The sequence below is a fragment of the Burkholderia sp. S171 genome (assembly GCF_009766085.1).
GTDB lineage: Bacteria > Pseudomonadota > Gammaproteobacteria > Burkholderiales > Burkholderiaceae > Caballeronia.
The window spans coordinates 517,909-534,707 of the sequence record NZ_LMUF01000007.1 but is presented as its reverse complement, the minus strand read 5'-3'; the positions used below and the strand labels follow the sequence as shown (position 1 = coordinate 534,707).

Sequence of the window (16,799 nt, the reverse complement as noted above, 5' to 3'; positions counted from 1 at the left end):
AAATATGGGAATTGCACGAAGTCTGCGCGCGCTCGATTGGCTGAACTTCTTTGTCGCGAATGTGCAGACCGGGTTTGGGCCGTTCATCGCTTCCTATCTCGCCGCGAACAAATGGACGCAAGGCGAGATCGGGCTGATGCTGAGCGTCGGTACGATCAGCGCGATGGCGAGCCAGTTGCCGGCCGGCGCGCTCGTCGATGCGTTGCGCAACAAGAAGGGCGCGGCTGCTGCCGCCATCATCGCGATCATCGTAAGTGCGTTGCTGCTTGGCGCGAGCCCCACGTTCACCGTCGTGTTCGCGGCCGAAGTGCTGCACGGCTTTGCGAGCTGCATGCTCGTGCCCGCCATGGCCGCGATCTCGCTCGCCCTCGTCTCGCGTGCCGATCTCGGCAACCGGCTCGGGCGCAATGCGCGCTGGGCGTCCATCGGCAGTGCGCTCACGGCGGCGGCGATGGGTTTGTTCGGCGAGTATCTGTCGCTGCGCTCAGTGTTCTTCTTGACGGCGGCGCTGGCATTGCCTGCGCTCGTCGCGCTGAACATGATTCATCACGAGATGGCACCTGTCGTGCCTCGTATGAAAAAAGCGGCGGCGAAAGCGGGCGCGAGCATCGCGCAAGCGGTGAGCGCGGCCGGGGCCGAGCGGCCTGAAAGCCTGCGCGATCTGCTGCGGGACCCGAGGCTCTTGACCTTCGCGGCGTGCGTGGTGCTGTTTCACTTGTCGAATGCGGCCATGCTGAACCTCGCCGCCGGTGAAGTCACGGCGCACATGGGCGACAACGTTCAACTCGTGATTGCGGCGTGCATTATCGTGCCGCAGTTCATCGTGGCGGGGTTGTCGCCGTGGGTCGGGCGGCAGGCGCAAAGCTGGGGACGGCGGCCGGTGCTGATCATCGGCTTCTCGGCGCTGCCGTTGCGTGCGCTGCTGTTCGCGGCCGCGAGCAGTGCGGCCAGCCCTTACCTGCTGGTGCCGGTGCAGATGCTCGACGGTATCAGCGCGGCCGTGTTCGGTGTAATGCTGCCGCTGATTGCAGCCGACGTGGCCGGCGGCAAGGGCCGGTACAACTTGTGTATCGGATTCTTTGGGCTGGCGGCGGGTGTCGGGGCGACGCTGAGCACGGCGATTGCCGGGTTCGTGGCGGACAAGTTTGGCGTGAACACCAGCTTCTTCGGACTTGCCGCAGCCGGTGCGCTGGCCGTGGCGCTGGTATGGCTCGCGATGCCGGAAACCCGCGATGCCGCCGCCAACGACGAAGCCGCCAAGGAGAAGGAAGCGACCCCGGCGGCTTGACGGCGCCTCTATGAGCACGTGCTGGACTTGGGCTTGATTCAGCCCAGCGCGTGCTCATGCTGCAACACGACCTGCGATGTCAGCCACGCATCGATTTGCTCGTCTGAAAAGCCGTACTCGCCCAGCGCGTCGATCGTGTGTTCCCCCAACATGGGCGGTGGCATGCGAACCGAACCTTCGGGCTCAAGGTCCGCGAACCGCGCAAATGGAAACGCACGCATGCAGACGCATCCGTTGCGGCGCCGAGCCAACAGCCCTTGCGCGATATCTTCTCCAAGCCCTACAGGCAGCGGACCATTGTCAATTCAGTGCTGGTGACGGTCGCCATTCTCGGGCTGTGGGGCGGCTCGATCTATCTGCCGACAGCGGTCATCCAGTTGGCGGAGCGGCAAGGAATCGATGCCATCACCGCAATCAACTGGCCTCTGCGACCACGGCCATTTATTCGATCGGTACGATCATCGGTTATCTGATATTGCCGTTTCTCGCCGATCGCTACGGCCGCCGCCCTACGCTCGCCGCTTATTACGCCACCGCAGCACTGTTCCTGGTTGCAGGATTCGGCTGGGCGTTCTACTTTCATGCAGGGCTTGTTCCGTTCATGGCGCTGTCGTTTTTTATCGGCCTGGACGGGGGTAACGCGGCCATGTATGCACTATGGTTGCCCGAGCAATATCCGACCTCGATCCGCGCTACCGCGTTTGCTTTTCCACGTCGATAGGACGGTTTTTTGCAGCAGGCGTCAGTCTGTGCCTGGGTGTTGCCGTGAGCCATTTTGGAACGCTCGGCATGCCGATTGCGCTGACCGCATGCATATTCATTGTTGGAATCATCACGCTGCGGTGGGCGATTGAAACACGCGGCCAACCGTTGCCCGACTGATCTTTGGCACACTGAAAAACATGACGAATACCCGCACCATCCCAGGTTTTTCCTGTTCGCGGCACGAAGGCGTTGTCACGATCCAGCTCACGCGTGTGGAGCAACATAACCGTATCGATCCGGCTGATCTGACCGGGCTTAGGGAAACGATTGCATCGGCGGCAAACGATGAAACGGCGATAGCGCTAGTCGTCACAGGAACCGGCGCGACCACATTCAGTTCGGGTTATACGTTGTCCGAATTGGCCGCGGGCAATATCGACGATTCGTTCGAAAGCTTCCTGAACGAGCTCGAAGCTTGCCCGCTTCCCACGGTCTGCGCGCTCAATGGCAGCGTCTATGGCGGGGCGACGGATCTTGCGCTGTGCTGCGATGTGCGCATCGGCGTAGAGGGCACGCGCATGTTCATGCCGGCTGCGCGTATCGGTTTGCATTACTACCCCGACGGCATGCGTCGATACGTTCGCGAGTTGGGACTGGCTCAGGCGAAACGGCTCTTTCTTACGGGCATGACGCTAGATGCGCCCGAGATGCTGCGCGTCGGCTTCCTCACCGAGCTCGTCAAACCCGAGCAACTGAGTTCGCGCACGGCGGAATATATCGATGCACTTCGCGCTTGCGTGCCAGATACCGTGCGATCGATGAAGCGCCAACTCATCGCCATCGCCGAGGGTGACACCACGCTCAGCGCCGACAGAACCGCTTATGAGCGATCGCTTCAAAGTCCGGTTATCGCTCAACGCATCAAGCAACGCCGGGCGTAAATCACGTCAGCGGTTTCAGCATGCCGAGCAACGTAGGAATCAACTCACTGACGGTCGGATGAATATGCATCGCGCGTTGCAGCATGGTGTACGGCGCGTCGGCATTCATGATGTCGATGAACGTATGGATGGCTTCATCGGCCTCGATACCAAGCATGGCCGCGCCGATGATCTTCTTCGTTTCGGCATCCACCAGCACTTTCATAAAGCCATCTGTCTCGCCACGTTCGCGTGCCCGGCCAACGCGCGACATCGGCATGGTGGCGATCAGCGTGCTCCGGCCGTCCTTGCGTACTTCCGTCTCGCTCATGCCTACACGAGCGAACGGTGGATCGACGAAAACGGCGTAACACATGATGCGCGAATCCACACTGCGCGTTTCGCCGTCCACCACGTTCGACGCGATGATTTCATAGTCGTTGTACGACGTATGCGTGAATGCGCCGCGACCGTTGACATCGCCAAGCGCCCAGATGCCTTCTGTCCGGGTGCGAAGCTGCCCGTCCACATCGATCAAACCGTGCTTGTTCAACACGATGCCCGCGTGCTCAAGCCCGAGGTCATCCGTGTTCGGCGTGCGCCCCGTCGCGAACAGCAAATGCGATGCTTCGATGCTTGTCTGGTTTTCGAACGTGATCCGAATCCCCTTGCCTGCCGGTTCGAGCTTCGACGCCTCGGTGTTGAACAAGAATTCCACGCCCTCCCGCGATAGGACCTTCTGGACCTGTTCGGCGAAATCCTTGTCCTCACGTGCCAGCACGCGATCGCCCCTGACGAGCACGGTCACGCGGCTGCCGAAACGCCGGAACATCTGCGCGAATTCCAGTGCGATATAACTTCCGCCGACAATCGCGAGATGCGCCGGCAACTCGGTCAATTCGAGAATCGTGGAATTCGTCAGATGTGAAACGCCGGCCAGCCCATCGACTTCCGGCACGGTTGCACGCGTGCCGGTGTTGATGAAGATCGCGTCCGCGTCGAGCGCCTGCTGCTGGCCGCCGGGACCTGTCACGCTGATCGAATGCGGGCCGGTGAAGCGGCCGTGGCCATTGAACACTGTTACCCCTGGCGTGCTGCGCAACCACTTCTCCACGCCATTGCGTGACTCCGCGATTACGCCGTCCTTACGCGCCTTGACCTGCGCCAGATCGACTCGCACCTCGCCTTCCACAATCACCCCGTAGTCGCCGGCATGACGCGCGACGTGCGCCGCACGCGCGCTTGCCACGTAGGTCTTGGTCGGCGTGCAGCCCACGTTCACGCAGGTGCCGCCGAACAGATGCCGTTCAATCACGGCGGTCCGCCGGCCGCTCTCGGCCAGCCTGACTGCCAGCGGGCCACCGCCTTGTCCGGTGCCGATCACGATAGCGTCGAAGTGCTGTGACATTTGCTCTGACATGCGAGTCTCCCCAGTGAATGGTCGGGCCGGATCAACGCGAAACAGTGAACAAACATGGCGTTTTTGCATGGTAGCTCGCCATCGGCTATCGCGCTGCATGGATACACCCGCCTTTCAGTGCGTTTTACGCATGGGCGGGTCGAGTTTTAATCGCTTGTGGCCGAGTGTCACGCCGATAAAACTACCGCCATTCACGTCGCGGACGGCCGCGGCGCTTCACCTTTCATGGCAATCACGATGCGCACCTACCGTAATTTCATCGATGGCCGTTTTGTCGAGTCGCAATCCACCGCTTTCTCCGATGTCGATAATCCCGCCACGTCGGCCGTCATCGCGCGTGTCACGCTCGCTTCGAAGGACGACGCGCTGAGCGCGGTAGAAGCCGCATCGCGTGCGCAGAAGAAATGGCGCGCACTGACGGCGATTGAGCGTGGCGAGCATCTGCGCCGTTTCGCCGATGCCATCGTCGAGCGTGCCCCGCAGATTGGTGCGGCGCTCGCGCTGGAGTCTGGCAAGAGCGTGGCCGATTCGGAGAACGAAGCCCGCTACGCCGCCGACATCACGCGGTATCACGCGGAATGGGCGCGCCGGATTGAAGGCGAAGTCATTCCCAGCGATACCCCGAACGAAAACCTCGTGCTGCATCGTGAACCGATTGGCGTGGTGGCCTGCCTGATTCCGTTCAACTACCCGGTGTACACCCTTCTGCGCAAGATCGCGCCCGCGCTGATCACGGGCAATACAGTCGTCGTACGGCCGAGCAATAACACGCCGGCATCCGCATTCGAGATCGCCGAAGCCGCGCTTCAAGCGGGCCTGCCCGAGGGCGTTTTCAACGTGCTCGCGATGGACCACGCCACCGCCGGCGCCGTCTGCACGCACCCGGCAGTGGGCATGATCACATTGACCGGCAGCGTGAGCGCCGGGCGCATCGTGCTTGAGTATTGCAAGACGAACATAGCGAAGCCTTCGCTGGAACTCGGTGGCAAAGCGCCCGCGATCATCGAGCCCGATGCTGATCTTGAAGCGGCGGCAAGCGCTATCGTGGCATCGAAGACCACGCATTGCGGACAGTTGTGTACCGCGATGGAACGCGTGTACGTCCATGCCAGCGTGCACGATCGCTTCGTCGAACTGCTGCGCACGAAGATGCAGGCGGTGCGTTCCGGCGATCGCTCGCAAGATGCATCGAAGATGGGCCCGCTCGTCAGCCGCTCGGCGCAGCGCAACATTCATGCGATGGTCGAACGCGCCGTTGCCGAGGGCGCGACGATCGCCACCGGCGGCGTGTTGCCCGACGGCCCGGGCTATTTCTATCCGGCAACGCTGCTGGTCAATTGCCGTCACGACATGGAAATTGTCCGCGAAGAAATTTTCGGACCGGTGCTGCCGGTTATCTCGTACGACACGCTCGACGACGCCCTCGCGATGGCCAACGATCATCAATACGGCTTGTCTTCAGTGCTGTACACCGAGAACTATCGCACCGCGATGCATGTGGCCAACGAGATTGAAGCCGGCGAGTTGTACGTGAACCGCACGCCTGCTGATCCGTATCAAGGCTTTCATGCCGGCTGGAAACGTTCAGGCCTCGGCGGCGACGACGGCAAGCACGGCATGCTCGAATTCACGCAGACGCGTCTTGTCGTCATGAAGTACTGACGCCTCAACACATCAACACCCACTCGAACATTTATAAAAACGGCGCTCGTGACGAGCAGCCGAAGGAGACTTCTTATGGAAAAGACCTTGACCGGCATCACCCCGCCAATCGCCGATACAACGCGTGCGCAGCGATACATGCAGCTCGTGCTGCTGGTGATCGCCGCGGGCGCGATCTATCCGCTGCTGTATTTGCGTCAGGTCTACCAGACGCCGATGCTCGAGTTTTTTCATATCGACAATAGCCAGCTTGGTTATCTGTATTCGATACTCGGCACCGTTTTTCTGATCAGCTATTTGCCGAGCGGCTGGCTTGCCGACCGCATCGCGCCGCGTTTCCTGATCTGCTTTTCGTTGATCGCGACCGGCGGGCTGGGAATTGTTTATTCGACCGCACCCAGCTTTCCAATTTTGCTCGCCGTGTTCTGCTGTTGGGGCCTGACAACAGGGCTGACCTTCTGGGCATCCATCCTGAAGCGCGTGAAGACGATCGCCGCGCACGACGAACAAGGCCGGTTCTTCGGCTTGCTCGACGGCGGACGCGGTCTGATCGAAGCGTTGCTCGCGACTGTCGCGTTGGTGATCTTCGCGACCGCCACGGAGAAGCATGGTCTGCCGACCGACGTAGGCTTCAAATACGTCGTCTACCTCTATTCGGGCGTTTGTATCGCGCTGGGATTGTTGATGGCCCTGGTGAAAGAACCGCCCGCAACCGCGCGAGAACAACAGGAAGCAGCGGACAATCTCAAGCAAAAAAACTCGCTGTGGCGCGATCTCCTCACGCTGATGCGCATTCCGCAACTGTGGTTGATGGCGGCCATTGTGTTCTGCGGTTATCAGATCTTCTGGGCCACCTATAGCTTCTCGGCTTATCTGCAAGTGGGTGACCTGAAGATGACCGTGGTCATGGCCGGTACGCTCACCACGCTCAAGCTCTGGATGCGCCCAATTGGCGGCATTGGCGGCGGCTATCTCGGCGATCGTTTCTCCACGCTCGGCGTGTTGACCACTGCCCTTTTTCTCGCAGCGCTTGGATTGGTCGCACTGGTCGTGCTGCCCACGCTCGGCCATATCGATCCGCGTGCAGGCGTTGCGATGATCGCCGTCGTAGTGCTCCTGATCGGCATCCTGACGTACGCCATTCGCGGGCTGTACTGGTCGCTGCTCGACCAATGCGGCATTCCATTGCGTATAACGGGCTTGGCAATCGGCCTCGTTTCGCTGATCGGTTATTCACCCGACGTGTTCCTGCCGCTCGTGAACGGCTGGACTACTGAGCATTTCCCTGGCCTCCTCGGCTACCAGTTCTATTTCTCCTACATCGCTGCGATCAGCGTGATTGGCGGCATCGCCGCACTCGCACTCAAGCGCATGCGCACGACCGTTGCAAAGGACGCCCTCCAATGAAAATCGTCTCTCTCGAAACGCATTTCGTCGCCGTGCCGCCGCCGCATTTGGGTGGCATGTACTGGATCTTCGTGAAGCTGAAAACGGCTTGCGGGATTGAAGGTGTGGGCGAAATTTATTCGGCGACGTTCCATCCGAAAGCGATGGCGCACATTATCGACGACGTGTTCGGCCGCTATCTGCAAGACCACGATCCGCATCACGTCGAGCGTTTTTTCCGCGAAGCGTATGCAAGCGGCTTCACGCAACGCCCCGACCTCACGATGATGGGCGTCGTCAGCGGGCTTGAGATGGCGTGCTGGGACATTATCGGCAAGGCAGCGGACAAACCGGTGTATGAACTGCTGGGCGGCTTGGTCAACGAACGGCTGCGTTCGTACACGTACCTTTATCCGAAGAACGCCGCGGGCGAATACGACTACGACGACGTCGATCTCGCCGCTGAATGTGCCGTGCAGAACGCGGATCGCGGCTTCACTGCGGTCAAGTTCGATCCTGCCGGTCCGTACACCGCGTACTCGGGTCATCAGCTTTCGCTCGACGTATTGGAACGCTGCGAGACCTTCTGCAAGCGCATTCGCGAAGCAGTTGGCAACCGATGCGACCTGCTGTTCGGCACGCATGGGCAGATGGTGCCGTCGTCCGCTATCCGGCTTGCGCAACGCCTCGAAAAGTACGATCCGCTGTGGTTCGAAGAGCCCGTCCCGCCCGGTCAGGAAGAGGCTATGGCGCAAGTCTCCCGCCATACCAGCATCCCCATTGCGGCAGGTGAACGGCTCACGACCAAGTATGAGTTCTTCAAGCTGCTGCAAGCGGGTGCGGCGTCTATTTTGCAATTGAATGTTGCCCGATGCGGTGGCTTGCTCGAAGGCAAGAAGATCGCTGCCCTCGCCGAAGTCTATTACGCACAGATCGCACCGCACTTGTACAACGGGCCCATTGGCGCCGCCGCGAGCATCCAGCTCGCCGCCTGCACGCCTAATTTCCTGATCCAGGAAAGCATCGGCACGTGGGACGGTTTTCACGCCGAGATTCTCAAGACGCCGATCCAATGGGAAGACGGTTATATCGTGCCGTCGAAGGCGCCGGGGCTGGGCGTTGAACTGAACATGGACGTGGTACGTGCCCATTCCCCTTACACCGGCGATCGTCTGCATCTGCAGATGGCGTCCAAGCCTGCCGATGTCCGGGATTCGTCCCCGGCCAAAGGCTGAGGCTGAGTACATAACATGACTTACGACTACATCATCGTCGGCGCGGGATCGGCCGGCTGCATTCTCGCCGAGAGACTGTCCGCGTCGGGACAATACTCCGTGCTCGTGCTCGAAGCGGGCGGCAAGGCCAACTCGTTCTGGTTCAAGATTCCAGTCGGGTTCGCCAAGACCTACTACGATCCGAGTTGCAACTGGATGTATTACACCGAGCCGGAAGCAGAGTTGGCGGACCGGAAAATCTACGCGCCGCGCGGCAAGGTGCAAGGCGGATCGGGCTCCATCAACGCGATGATCTACGTACGCGGCGCGCCTCGCGATTTCGACGACTGGGCAGCGGCAGGAAACGCGGGCTGGTCGTATAAGGACGTGCTGCCGTATTTCCGCAAGCTGGAAACACACGCGGCCGGGAACACGGCCGTCCATGGCGCAAGCGGCCCGATCCACGTGACGTCGATGAAACGCGGCATCCACGCGATCACGCGTCACTTCCTCGATGCCTGCGATGAACTCAAGGTTCCGCGCAACGACGACTTCAACGGCGCGAAGATCGAAGGTGCCGGCGTCTACGATGTGAACACGCACAAGGGCCAGCGTGCGTCGAGTAACGTGGCGTATCTGGAACCGGCGCTGAAGCGCTCGAATGTGCATATCGAACATCACGCGCTGACATCGCGCGTACTGTTCGATGGACTGCGCGCCAAGGGGGTCGAGGTATCGCAGAACGGCGTCAAGAAGACTTTCCACGCCTCGCGCGAAGTGCTCTTGTGTGCGGGTGCGGTCGATACGCCCAAGCTGCTGCAACTGTCCGGTATCGGCCCGAAGGCGCTGCTCGAACGCCACGGGATTCCCGTCTTGCATGCGCTGCCCGCCGTCGGCCAGAACCTGCAGGATCATCTCTGCGCGAGCTACTACTATCGCGCGAACATGCCTACGCTGAACGGTGACTTCGGGTCGCTTCTCGGCAAGCTGAAACTCGGCCTGCAGTATCTGCTGACACGCAAAGGGCCGCTTGCGATGAGCGTGAATCAGGCCGGTGGTTTCTTCAGCACCGACCCGGCGAGCCCGCTCGCGAACCTGCAGCTTTACTTCAATCCGTTGTCGTATCGGATTCCGAAATCGAACCGCTCGCAGCTCACGCCTGAGCCGTATCCCGGCTTCCTGCTCGCGTTCAATCCTTGCCGGCCGACGAGCCGCGGATCGATCGAGATTGCATCGGCCAACGCAAACGATGCCGCGTTGATTCACGCCAACTATCTGACGACGCAAAAGGATATAGACGAAGTGATCCAGGGCAGCCGGCTGATCCGATCGATCATGCAGGCCCCGGCATTGCGCGCGGTCACGGTGGAAGAAACGCTGCCGGGCGAGTCAGTTGTGCCCGAAGGCGACGACGCCGCCATGCTGCAGTATTTCCGCGAGAACAGCGGCTCGATCTATCACCTGTGCGGATCGTGCGCGATGGGCCCGGACCCGCTGACCGCGGTGGTGGATGACCGTCTGCGTGTGCATGGCATCGAGGCTTTGCGGATTGTCGATGCGTCCATTTTCCCGAACGTCACGTCCGGCAATATCAATGCGCCCGTGATGATGGTGGCGGAAAAAGCCGCGCAAATGATTCTCGACGATGCCGCCGCGCCCAGTTTCGTTCAACGCGAAGCGCTGGCCGCCGCCTCGGCCTGAAGCCACTGCTGGAATAGGCGCTGCGTCCCGCTTGCACGCTGCTCGGGACGCAGCACGAACCAGTATGACTGGCGCCCTTCCACCTCCACGTCCAGCACTTGCCGCAATTGCCCGGACGCCAGTTCGGCCGCAATCATGTGGCGATCGGCAATGGTGATGCCCATGCCGTCAATGGCCGCTTGTATCGATAAATCGAGCAGGTCGAATTCGTGACCGTTGTCCGTGTCCACCCCTTCAATCCGCGCGGCGTCCAGCCAGTGTTGCCAGGTCAGGTACCGCTGATCTTCGCCCGATAGAACATGCAGCAAGGTGAAGCGGTTCAGTTCCACCGGCGTATCCACGCCTTCACGATCCAGCAACGCGGGCGACGCCACCGCGATATGCCGCTCGTGCATCAGCAAGGTACTTTCAAGGTTATTCCATTCGCCATCGCCGAAACGCACCGCGCAGTCGAGCCGGTTCGAATCCGTGATGCCATCGTCCACGCGCGTGGTGATGCTCAAGTCGAGTTGCGGAAACGCTCCGCGCAGGCGCCCGAGGCGCGGCACCAGCCAGCGCGCGGCGAAGGTCGGCGGAACGTTGATACGCAGCCGGTTGACGTCATTTTTCTGGCCGATCGCGCGGACCGTCAGTTCGATCTTGTCGAAGGATTGCTGCAACGCACGCAACAACACGCGGCCGCTCGGCGTGAGGACGAGATGCTGATGACGGCGGGAAAACAGCGTCTCGCCGAGCTGCTCCTCGAGTTGCCGGACCTGCCGGCTGACCGCGCTTTGCGTGACGTTGAGCAGTTCAGCTGCACGGGTGAAGCTGCCGGTGGTACCGGCCGCCTCGAAGGCTTTGAGCGCATTCAGCGCGGGCATTTTACGTTTCACGGCGGATCGGAAAGTTCGTTGTCTCGTTGGTACGTGAGCCGCGGGCGGCGAGCGTCAGTTGAGCGTGCGTTCGCGTGATCTTACTCAGCCATCCGCTCGAACTGTAGCGATTTGACATCCTTGTGCCGAATCGATGGAAGAATCGATGGAATACAAGTGCGCCATTATCCGTTCATTGCATGCTCGTGCCACGGGCTGAACCGCTCAATGAAACATACCGGAGAACTGCATGCCTGCTGGATCAACCACCCCAACTACGCTCGACCTGGAACGCTATTCGAAGCCCTCGATTTTCTTTCATTGGGCCATTGTCGTCCTGATTGCGCTGGCTTATTTCGCCATCGAGATCCGTGGACCCAAAGGCAGCGACAGCCGCATTTTCTGGAGCAACGTGCATTTCTGGTGCGGCACGCTGGTGTTATCGCTGGCGGTCCTTCGCCTGACTTGGCGCTTGTGGCACGGCGCGCCTGCGGAGATCGCCGACGCCCGCGTGCTCACTTTCCTTGCCCGCCTGGTCCATCTCGCGCTGTATATGTTCATTTTTGCGCAGCCGTTACTCGGAATCCTGATGATCAACCTGGGCGGTCATCCGGTGACGCTCGCCGGGCTGGGCTGGCAAATACAACTCGTGGGCGCCGATCCGGTCGCACGGCCCATCATCAAGGAAGCGCATGAGTTCCTGGGTAATTTGTTTTACTGGGTCATCGGCGCACACGCATTAGCGGCGATCGGACATCATGTGGTGCTCAAGGACGGCACATTGCGGCGCATACTGTAACGCAGGGCCGCAGCGTTGCAGCGATGAAGTCACAGCGATGCCTGTGGCATGCCTCTTGCTGCTGTTCGGGCACGCTGCATTCATCTCAGGCTCTCATGACCGAAACGATATGGTTTCTCGTCGTTGGCGGTGTTCTCATTTTCATGGGGCTTGCCAGTTCGACGTTCAAACAACTGCCGATCAGCAGCGCCATGGTGTATCTCGCCATCGGTTTCGGGCTGGGTCCGTTTGGGATCGGCCTGCTGAAGATCGATCTGCTGGGCGAAGCCACCCTGCTGCGCCGGATTACCGAAGTCGCCATGCTCGTGTCGCTGTTCGCGATCGGGCTGCGCCTGCGCGTCCCGCCCACTGACCGGATCTGGCTATTGCCCGTGCGCCTCGGCATTGTCGCGATGGTGGCAACGGTCGCCATCATGACGCTGGCAGGCGTCTATCTGCTGCATATGAACTGGGGACCTTCGCTACTCATCGCCGCAATGCTCGCCCCGACCGATCCCGTGCTCGCGCATGACGTGCAAGTACAGGTTCCCGGCGATGTCGACCTCCTGCGCTTTTCGCTCACCGGCGAAGGCGGTTTGAACGACGGCATCGCGCTGCCGTTTGCGTTGCTGGGAATCGCGGTATGCAACTACGAGACATCGCCACAGCAGGCGTTGAGTTGGCATTTCGCCAGCGATGCCCTCTGGGGCGTCGCCGGCGCATTGGCTGTGGGCTGGCTGCTCGGAGATCTCGCCGTGCGGCTGATTGCTTGGCTGCGCAGTCGCCATGGTCTCGCTCTCGGGCCCGAAGGTTTTTACGCGCTGGGCTTGATCGCGCTCTCGTATGGTGTCGCCGAATTGATCCACACGTATGCATTCCTCGCTGTGTTCGCAGCGGGCCTCGCGATGCGGCGCGTCGAACAGAAGGCCAGCGGTGACAAGTCGGCGCATGAAGCGGTGGGTGTCATCGATACCGAGGACGTTAGCGCAACCGCGTCCGATCCCGACCGTGCGCATGCGTTTGTCGCGGAACGGGTACTCGGCTTTACGATAGAACTCGAACGTATCGCGGAAGTCGCGATCATGCTGATGGTGGGCAGTGTTCTCGCCAATGTTTGGGATCGGCTGTTCACGTGGCAAGGCGCTGCGGTGATCGGGCTATTGTTTTTCGTGGCGCGGCCGGTGTCGGTGCAGGCTTCGTTGCTGGGGTCATCGGCGACGCGCTCGCAGCGCTTGCTCACCAGTTGGTTCGGGATTCGCGGCGTCGGGTCGTTTTATTACCTGATGTATGCGCTGGAGCATGCGCCTCGCAGCGTTGCAGAACCGCTTGCGCCGCTGGTGCTGGGCGTGATCGCAGCGTCGGTGATCCTGCATGGCATTACGTCAACGCCGCTGATGAATCGATACGGGAGAAGTTGATCTGCCCGGCCGATGTCCTTGGTCAGCAAACAAGATAGTTGACCGCTCGCATCGCCCCGCGCCCGAAACCAGCCGACCGCGGAGCATCCTCGCGAGAGGAATCTCAGGCGGCCTGCAGTTGCCGGACAGCGCCCAGCGTGCTCGCGCCTTCGTACAACTGTCCGAACCGGTTCGCCAGGAACGCTTCCAGCGGCACCTGTTCCTGCCGGATGAAACCGCTCTGCGGCAACACGCCTTCACGGAACAGATCGAGTTCCGCGCAGATCGCGCCGGCGGTCGTGATCTGGATCGCGCTCATTGGCACGCCGCATATATTCTTCGCGAAGATCTTCCGCGTGAATACATCTTGCATAAGGCGCCCGTCGCGCATCCCCGTAGCAGTGACGAAGACCAGCACCACGTCCTGCACCGTAGCCGGTACGGCACGCCGCAACATCGCCTTCAATCCGTCACGATCACTCGACATGCGCAAGTCGTCGAGCAGGAATTTCATCAGCTCGCGATGCCCGGGATAACGCACTGACTTGTAATCCAGCGTTTCCACCTTGCCGGCCAGCGTTTCGCACAGCGTACCAAGGCCGCCCGATGTATTGAACGCCTCGTACTCGGTGCCATCGAGCGAAAAATGCTCCAGCCCTTCCAGCGGCTGCACCCACTGCGTACTGCCTTCGCGGATAGCCTCGCACGGCTGGCAATACTCGTTGATCAAGCCATCAATGCTCCAGGTCAGGTTGTATTTCAACGCGTTGGTCGGGAACTCAGGCAATGCGCCAACCCGCATCTTGACCTCGCGTACCTCGGCAAAGCGCTTCGCCAGATCGTGCGCCACGATACCGATGAACCCCGGCGCCAGGCCGCATTGCGGCATGAACGCGTGGCTGGAATTGTCGGCGATTTCGCGGATCGCGTGCGTCGCCCGCACGTCTTCGGTCAGGTCGAAGTAATGAACGCCGGCCGCTTTCGCCGCCGTTGCGACGGTCACGGCGAGGTAATACGGCATCGCGTTGAGGAGTGCGTCGAAGCCTTGCAGCGCGAGACGCAGCGCATTCGCATCGGCGGAATCGACGCGGCGGGTGGAAATACCCTGCGCTTCAAGCAGTTCGAGCGCGTGGGCATCGCGGTCGAAAACGACCACGTCGTAGTCGCCGGTTTCACGCAGTAAATGAGCAATGCTCTGGCCAATCAGGCCGGCGCCGATGAGGGCAATTTTCATGTTTATCTCCTGGATGGGCGGTCGAGAGGCAATCTCCGATCCCCAGTTTAGGAGCGCATGAATATTGATAAAAGACACAAAATGATGCGAATCGACTATCAATTTCGACGTTTTGACGACTTCACACGACAAATTGCATGAAATCACTCCGCTAACCTCGCCGAATGAGGCTTTTAACCCAGGCCGCCACGATCCACCTTGCGCGCAAGAATGATCGAGGTCGTTGTGCGTTCAACGCCTTCCAGACCACCGATTTCATCGAGCAGATCGTTCAGCCGGTCCGGGGAATCCGCCCGCAGCCACGCGACATAATCGAACTCGCCGCTCACTGCACAGAGCAGTTGCATCTCGGGCATCCTGGCGAAGCGCTTCTGCACATCGCGGCCATACTTCGGCGCCAGTTTGATGCCCACGTAGGCCTGGATACTGGCATCGAGCACGTCTTGTCCGAGCCGCACGCCATATCCTGCTATCACGCCGGTCTTCTCAAGGCGCGCAAGCCGCGCGATCACCGTCGTGCGTGCAATGCCGAGTTGACGCGCAAGTTCGGACACGCTTTCACGGGCGTTCACCTGCAAAGACGCGACAAGGTTCCGGTCGATATCGTCGAGCTGATCAAGGCGCGGCGGTCGCATGGGGCGTGATCCTTTTGTTTAATTTTGTTTAAGCCATCGAAAGAACGGCATGAGGTCATACGCGACTTCATGCACGACTTCATGCACGACGTCATGCAGGACTTGATGCGCGTGACAAATGCATGAAACATGCAAAGCGATTAAACCACGAGCGCATCAAACTGCGGCTGCCCTCGCTTGTTGGTTACACTCCTACGGCTGCGAAACCGGCTTGCCCCGGGATTACGCCCTCAAGGCGTTTTTTTTCGCAGACGTATCGGTTGTAAGCAGTTGTGGCAACCAGAGCAACGCCGCGTGCTAACGTGATATTAATAGCGGCGTCGGCCAAACATCACACGTTATCTTTGCCGTGTATTGCTTGCCCCTTCTCAATGGACCCAAGGTGTCACCCATGAAAAAAACATTCGTTGCATTGGCTGCCTCGCTGGCCCTTTCCACGGCTTTCGCCCAATCGTCCGCTCCTGCAGCGCCCGCTGCGCCCGCAGGCGCATCGGCACCGGATACGGCCCGTGGCCAGGCGCGTGAAGCACGCGTCGAGCAACGCATTTCGGAACTGCATGCCAAGCTCAAGATCACTCCTGCGCAGGACGAGCAATGGAACAAGTTCGCGGACGTCATGCGCGACAACGGCCACACAATGGGCGATCTGTACCGTCAACGCATGGCGCTGGGCGACAACACGAGCGCGCTCGACGACATGAAGCAGTACGAGCAAATCACGCAAGCGCACGCGGACGGTACGAAGCATCTGGTCGATGCCTTCGAGCCGCTGTACGCTAGCCTTTCACCCGAGCAGAAGAAACTCGCCGACGCCAGCTTCCACCAGTCGGGCAAGCCGGGCGCGCATAAAGGCCGTGCTCCGCATCGCAAGGCGCCGGCAGCCGCGGCAGACGGTGCATCGACCACCAAGCCCTGAGCTTGCGGTAACGGCCTGATCTGAAGGCTGGGCTAGACGGGACTGAGCTTTGCGTCTGGTTGCATGGCTTAAGCGGGGGGATCAGTCCCATGAAAAAGTGCTCGCATCGTGGTTTCGATGCGGGCGCTTTCACATTGCGGTATGCATAATACTGAGCTAGGCGTTACGATCCCGGATCATTAACGTTTCAGTGCTGCCACCCAATTCGCATGACACCCATCACCCTTACTCACCTCGACCTCACCGCCGACCCCGCCGCGCATCGCGTAGTGAAAGACGAAACGGTCGCGGTCCAGTTTGCTGAAGAACCCGGCTCGCTGATGAGCCTGGAAGGCCCGAACCGCTTTGCTCCCGGCGACGCCTTGATCACGGGCGCTACCGGCGAGCGCTGGGTGGTATCGCGGGATCGGTTCGATGCAAAGTACGCGGCGCACGACGGCGTCACGCATGGCCATGCCGGTGCGTACCGGAACGTGCCGGTCGCAGTCCTCGCGAAGCAAATGCAAGAAGTGTTTTCAATCGCGCGTTCTGAAGCCGGCGATGTGCTTCACGGCGAAGCCGGCGACTGGGTCATGCAATACGCGCCGGGCGACTACGGCGTAGTCAAGGCAGCCCGTTTCGCGAAGGTTTATAAGCGCGTTTCATAAGCGTAAGCGCGCAGGCAACGCAAGGCCGGGCTACTCTGTGCC

The 16,799-nt window shown here is 60.5% G+C and carries 16 protein-coding genes; 11 read left to right on the top strand and 5 right to left on the bottom strand.

The window, feature by feature from the left end:
- Positions 1-4: 4 nt before the first annotated feature.
- On the top strand, positions 5-1,288 hold the full coding sequence (locus GSQ93_RS05350; protein WP_158934549.1) for an MFS transporter: 1,284 nt from the start codon (positions 5-7) through the stop codon (positions 1,286-1,288).
- A 38-nt stretch (positions 1,289-1,326) separates the two neighbouring features.
- Here GSQ93_RS05350 and GSQ93_RS38500 read toward each other — a convergent pair whose 3' ends face one another.
- Entirely contained in the window at positions 1,327-1,452 is a 126-nt protein-coding gene (locus GSQ93_RS38500) for a hypothetical protein (protein ID WP_301952045.1), read from the bottom strand.
- A 41-nt stretch (positions 1,453-1,493) separates the two neighbouring features.
- On the opposite strand from GSQ93_RS38500, the gene GSQ93_RS05340 reads away from it, so the two are divergent.
- The gene (locus tag GSQ93_RS05340) at positions 1,494-2,009 is read left to right on the top strand and encodes an MFS transporter (RefSeq protein WP_158934547.1); all 516 of its coding nucleotides are present in this window, start codon (positions 1,494-1,496) and stop codon (positions 2,007-2,009) included.
- A gap of 181 nt (positions 2,010-2,190) precedes the next feature.
- Positions 2,191-2,934 (top strand): enoyl-CoA hydratase/isomerase family protein, encoded by a 744-nt coding sequence (locus GSQ93_RS05335; RefSeq protein ID WP_158934546.1) that lies wholly within the window; start codon positions 2,191-2,193, stop codon positions 2,932-2,934.
- Between the two features lies 1 nt (position 2,935).
- On the opposite strand, the gene GSQ93_RS05330 is transcribed toward GSQ93_RS05335, so the two are convergent.
- Positions 2,936-4,321, bottom strand: a complete 1,386-nt coding sequence (locus tag GSQ93_RS05330) for an FAD-containing oxidoreductase (RefSeq protein WP_158934637.1) — start codon at positions 4,319-4,321, stop codon at positions 2,936-2,938.
- Positions 4,322-4,570: 249 nt separating this feature from the next.
- Here GSQ93_RS05330 and aldA point away from each other — a divergent pair, with 249 nt between their 5' ends.
- The 4 genes from aldA (at position 4,571) to GSQ93_RS05310 (ending at position 10,296) form a co-directional block, all read left to right on the top strand.
- Positions 4,571-5,995: an aldehyde dehydrogenase gene (aldA, locus tag GSQ93_RS05325; protein WP_158934636.1), complete on the top strand. Its 1,425-nt coding sequence runs from the start codon at positions 4,571-4,573 to the stop codon at positions 5,993-5,995.
- A gap of 75 nt (positions 5,996-6,070) precedes the next feature.
- Complete coding sequence (locus tag GSQ93_RS05320; RefSeq protein ID WP_158934545.1) at positions 6,071-7,402, top strand: nitrate/nitrite transporter; 1,332 nt, start codon at positions 6,071-6,073, stop codon at positions 7,400-7,402.
- A complete protein-coding gene (locus tag GSQ93_RS05315) occupies positions 7,399-8,616 on the top strand; it encodes a mandelate racemase/muconate lactonizing enzyme family protein (protein ID WP_158934544.1) in 1,218 nt (405 codons plus the stop codon). Before GSQ93_RS05320 ends, GSQ93_RS05315 begins: the two co-directional genes overlap by 4 nt.
- A gap of 15 nt (positions 8,617-8,631) precedes the next feature.
- Entirely contained in the window at positions 8,632-10,296 is a 1,665-nt protein-coding gene (locus GSQ93_RS05310) for a GMC family oxidoreductase (RefSeq protein WP_158934543.1), read from the top strand.
- On the opposite strand, the gene GSQ93_RS05305 is transcribed toward GSQ93_RS05310, so the two are convergent.
- Positions 10,263-11,159, bottom strand: coding sequence for a LysR substrate-binding domain-containing protein (locus GSQ93_RS05305; protein WP_216857576.1), 897 nt, complete (start codon positions 11,157-11,159; stop codon positions 10,263-10,265). The genes GSQ93_RS05310 and GSQ93_RS05305 overlap by 34 nt on opposite strands.
- A 241-nt stretch (positions 11,160-11,400) precedes the next feature.
- Here GSQ93_RS05305 and GSQ93_RS05300 point away from each other — a divergent pair, with 241 nt between their 5' ends.
- On the top strand, positions 11,401-11,949 hold the full coding sequence (locus GSQ93_RS05300; RefSeq protein WP_158934541.1) for a cytochrome b: 549 nt from the start codon (positions 11,401-11,403) through the stop codon (positions 11,947-11,949).
- Between the two features lie 95 nt (positions 11,950-12,044).
- Positions 12,045-13,346, top strand: a complete 1,302-nt coding sequence (locus GSQ93_RS05295) for a sodium:proton antiporter (protein WP_158934540.1) — start codon at positions 12,045-12,047, stop codon at positions 13,344-13,346.
- 103 nt (positions 13,347-13,449) lie between these two features.
- On the opposite strand, the gene GSQ93_RS05290 is transcribed toward GSQ93_RS05295, so the two are convergent.
- Complete coding sequence (locus GSQ93_RS05290) at positions 13,450-14,559, bottom strand: saccharopine dehydrogenase family protein (protein ID WP_158934539.1); 1,110 nt, start codon at positions 14,557-14,559, stop codon at positions 13,450-13,452.
- A 173-nt stretch (positions 14,560-14,732) separates the two neighbouring features.
- Positions 14,733-15,194 carry an Lrp/AsnC family transcriptional regulator gene (locus GSQ93_RS05285; protein ID WP_031356349.1) on the bottom strand — a complete coding sequence of 154 codons (462 nt, stop codon included), beginning with the start codon at positions 15,192-15,194 and terminating at the stop codon, positions 14,733-14,735.
- A gap of 391 nt (positions 15,195-15,585) precedes the next feature.
- Between GSQ93_RS05285 and GSQ93_RS05280 the strand changes: the two genes are divergently transcribed.
- Both GSQ93_RS05280 and GSQ93_RS05275 read left to right on the top strand, forming a co-directional pair.
- Positions 15,586-16,110 (top strand): Spy/CpxP family protein refolding chaperone, encoded by a 525-nt coding sequence (locus tag GSQ93_RS05280; protein ID WP_158934538.1) that lies wholly within the window; start codon positions 15,586-15,588, stop codon positions 16,108-16,110.
- A gap of 209 nt (positions 16,111-16,319) precedes the next feature.
- Complete coding sequence (locus GSQ93_RS05275; protein WP_158934537.1) at positions 16,320-16,757, top strand: PGDYG domain-containing protein; 438 nt, start codon at positions 16,320-16,322, stop codon at positions 16,755-16,757.
- The last annotated feature ends 42 nt before the right edge of the window (positions 16,758-16,799 follow it).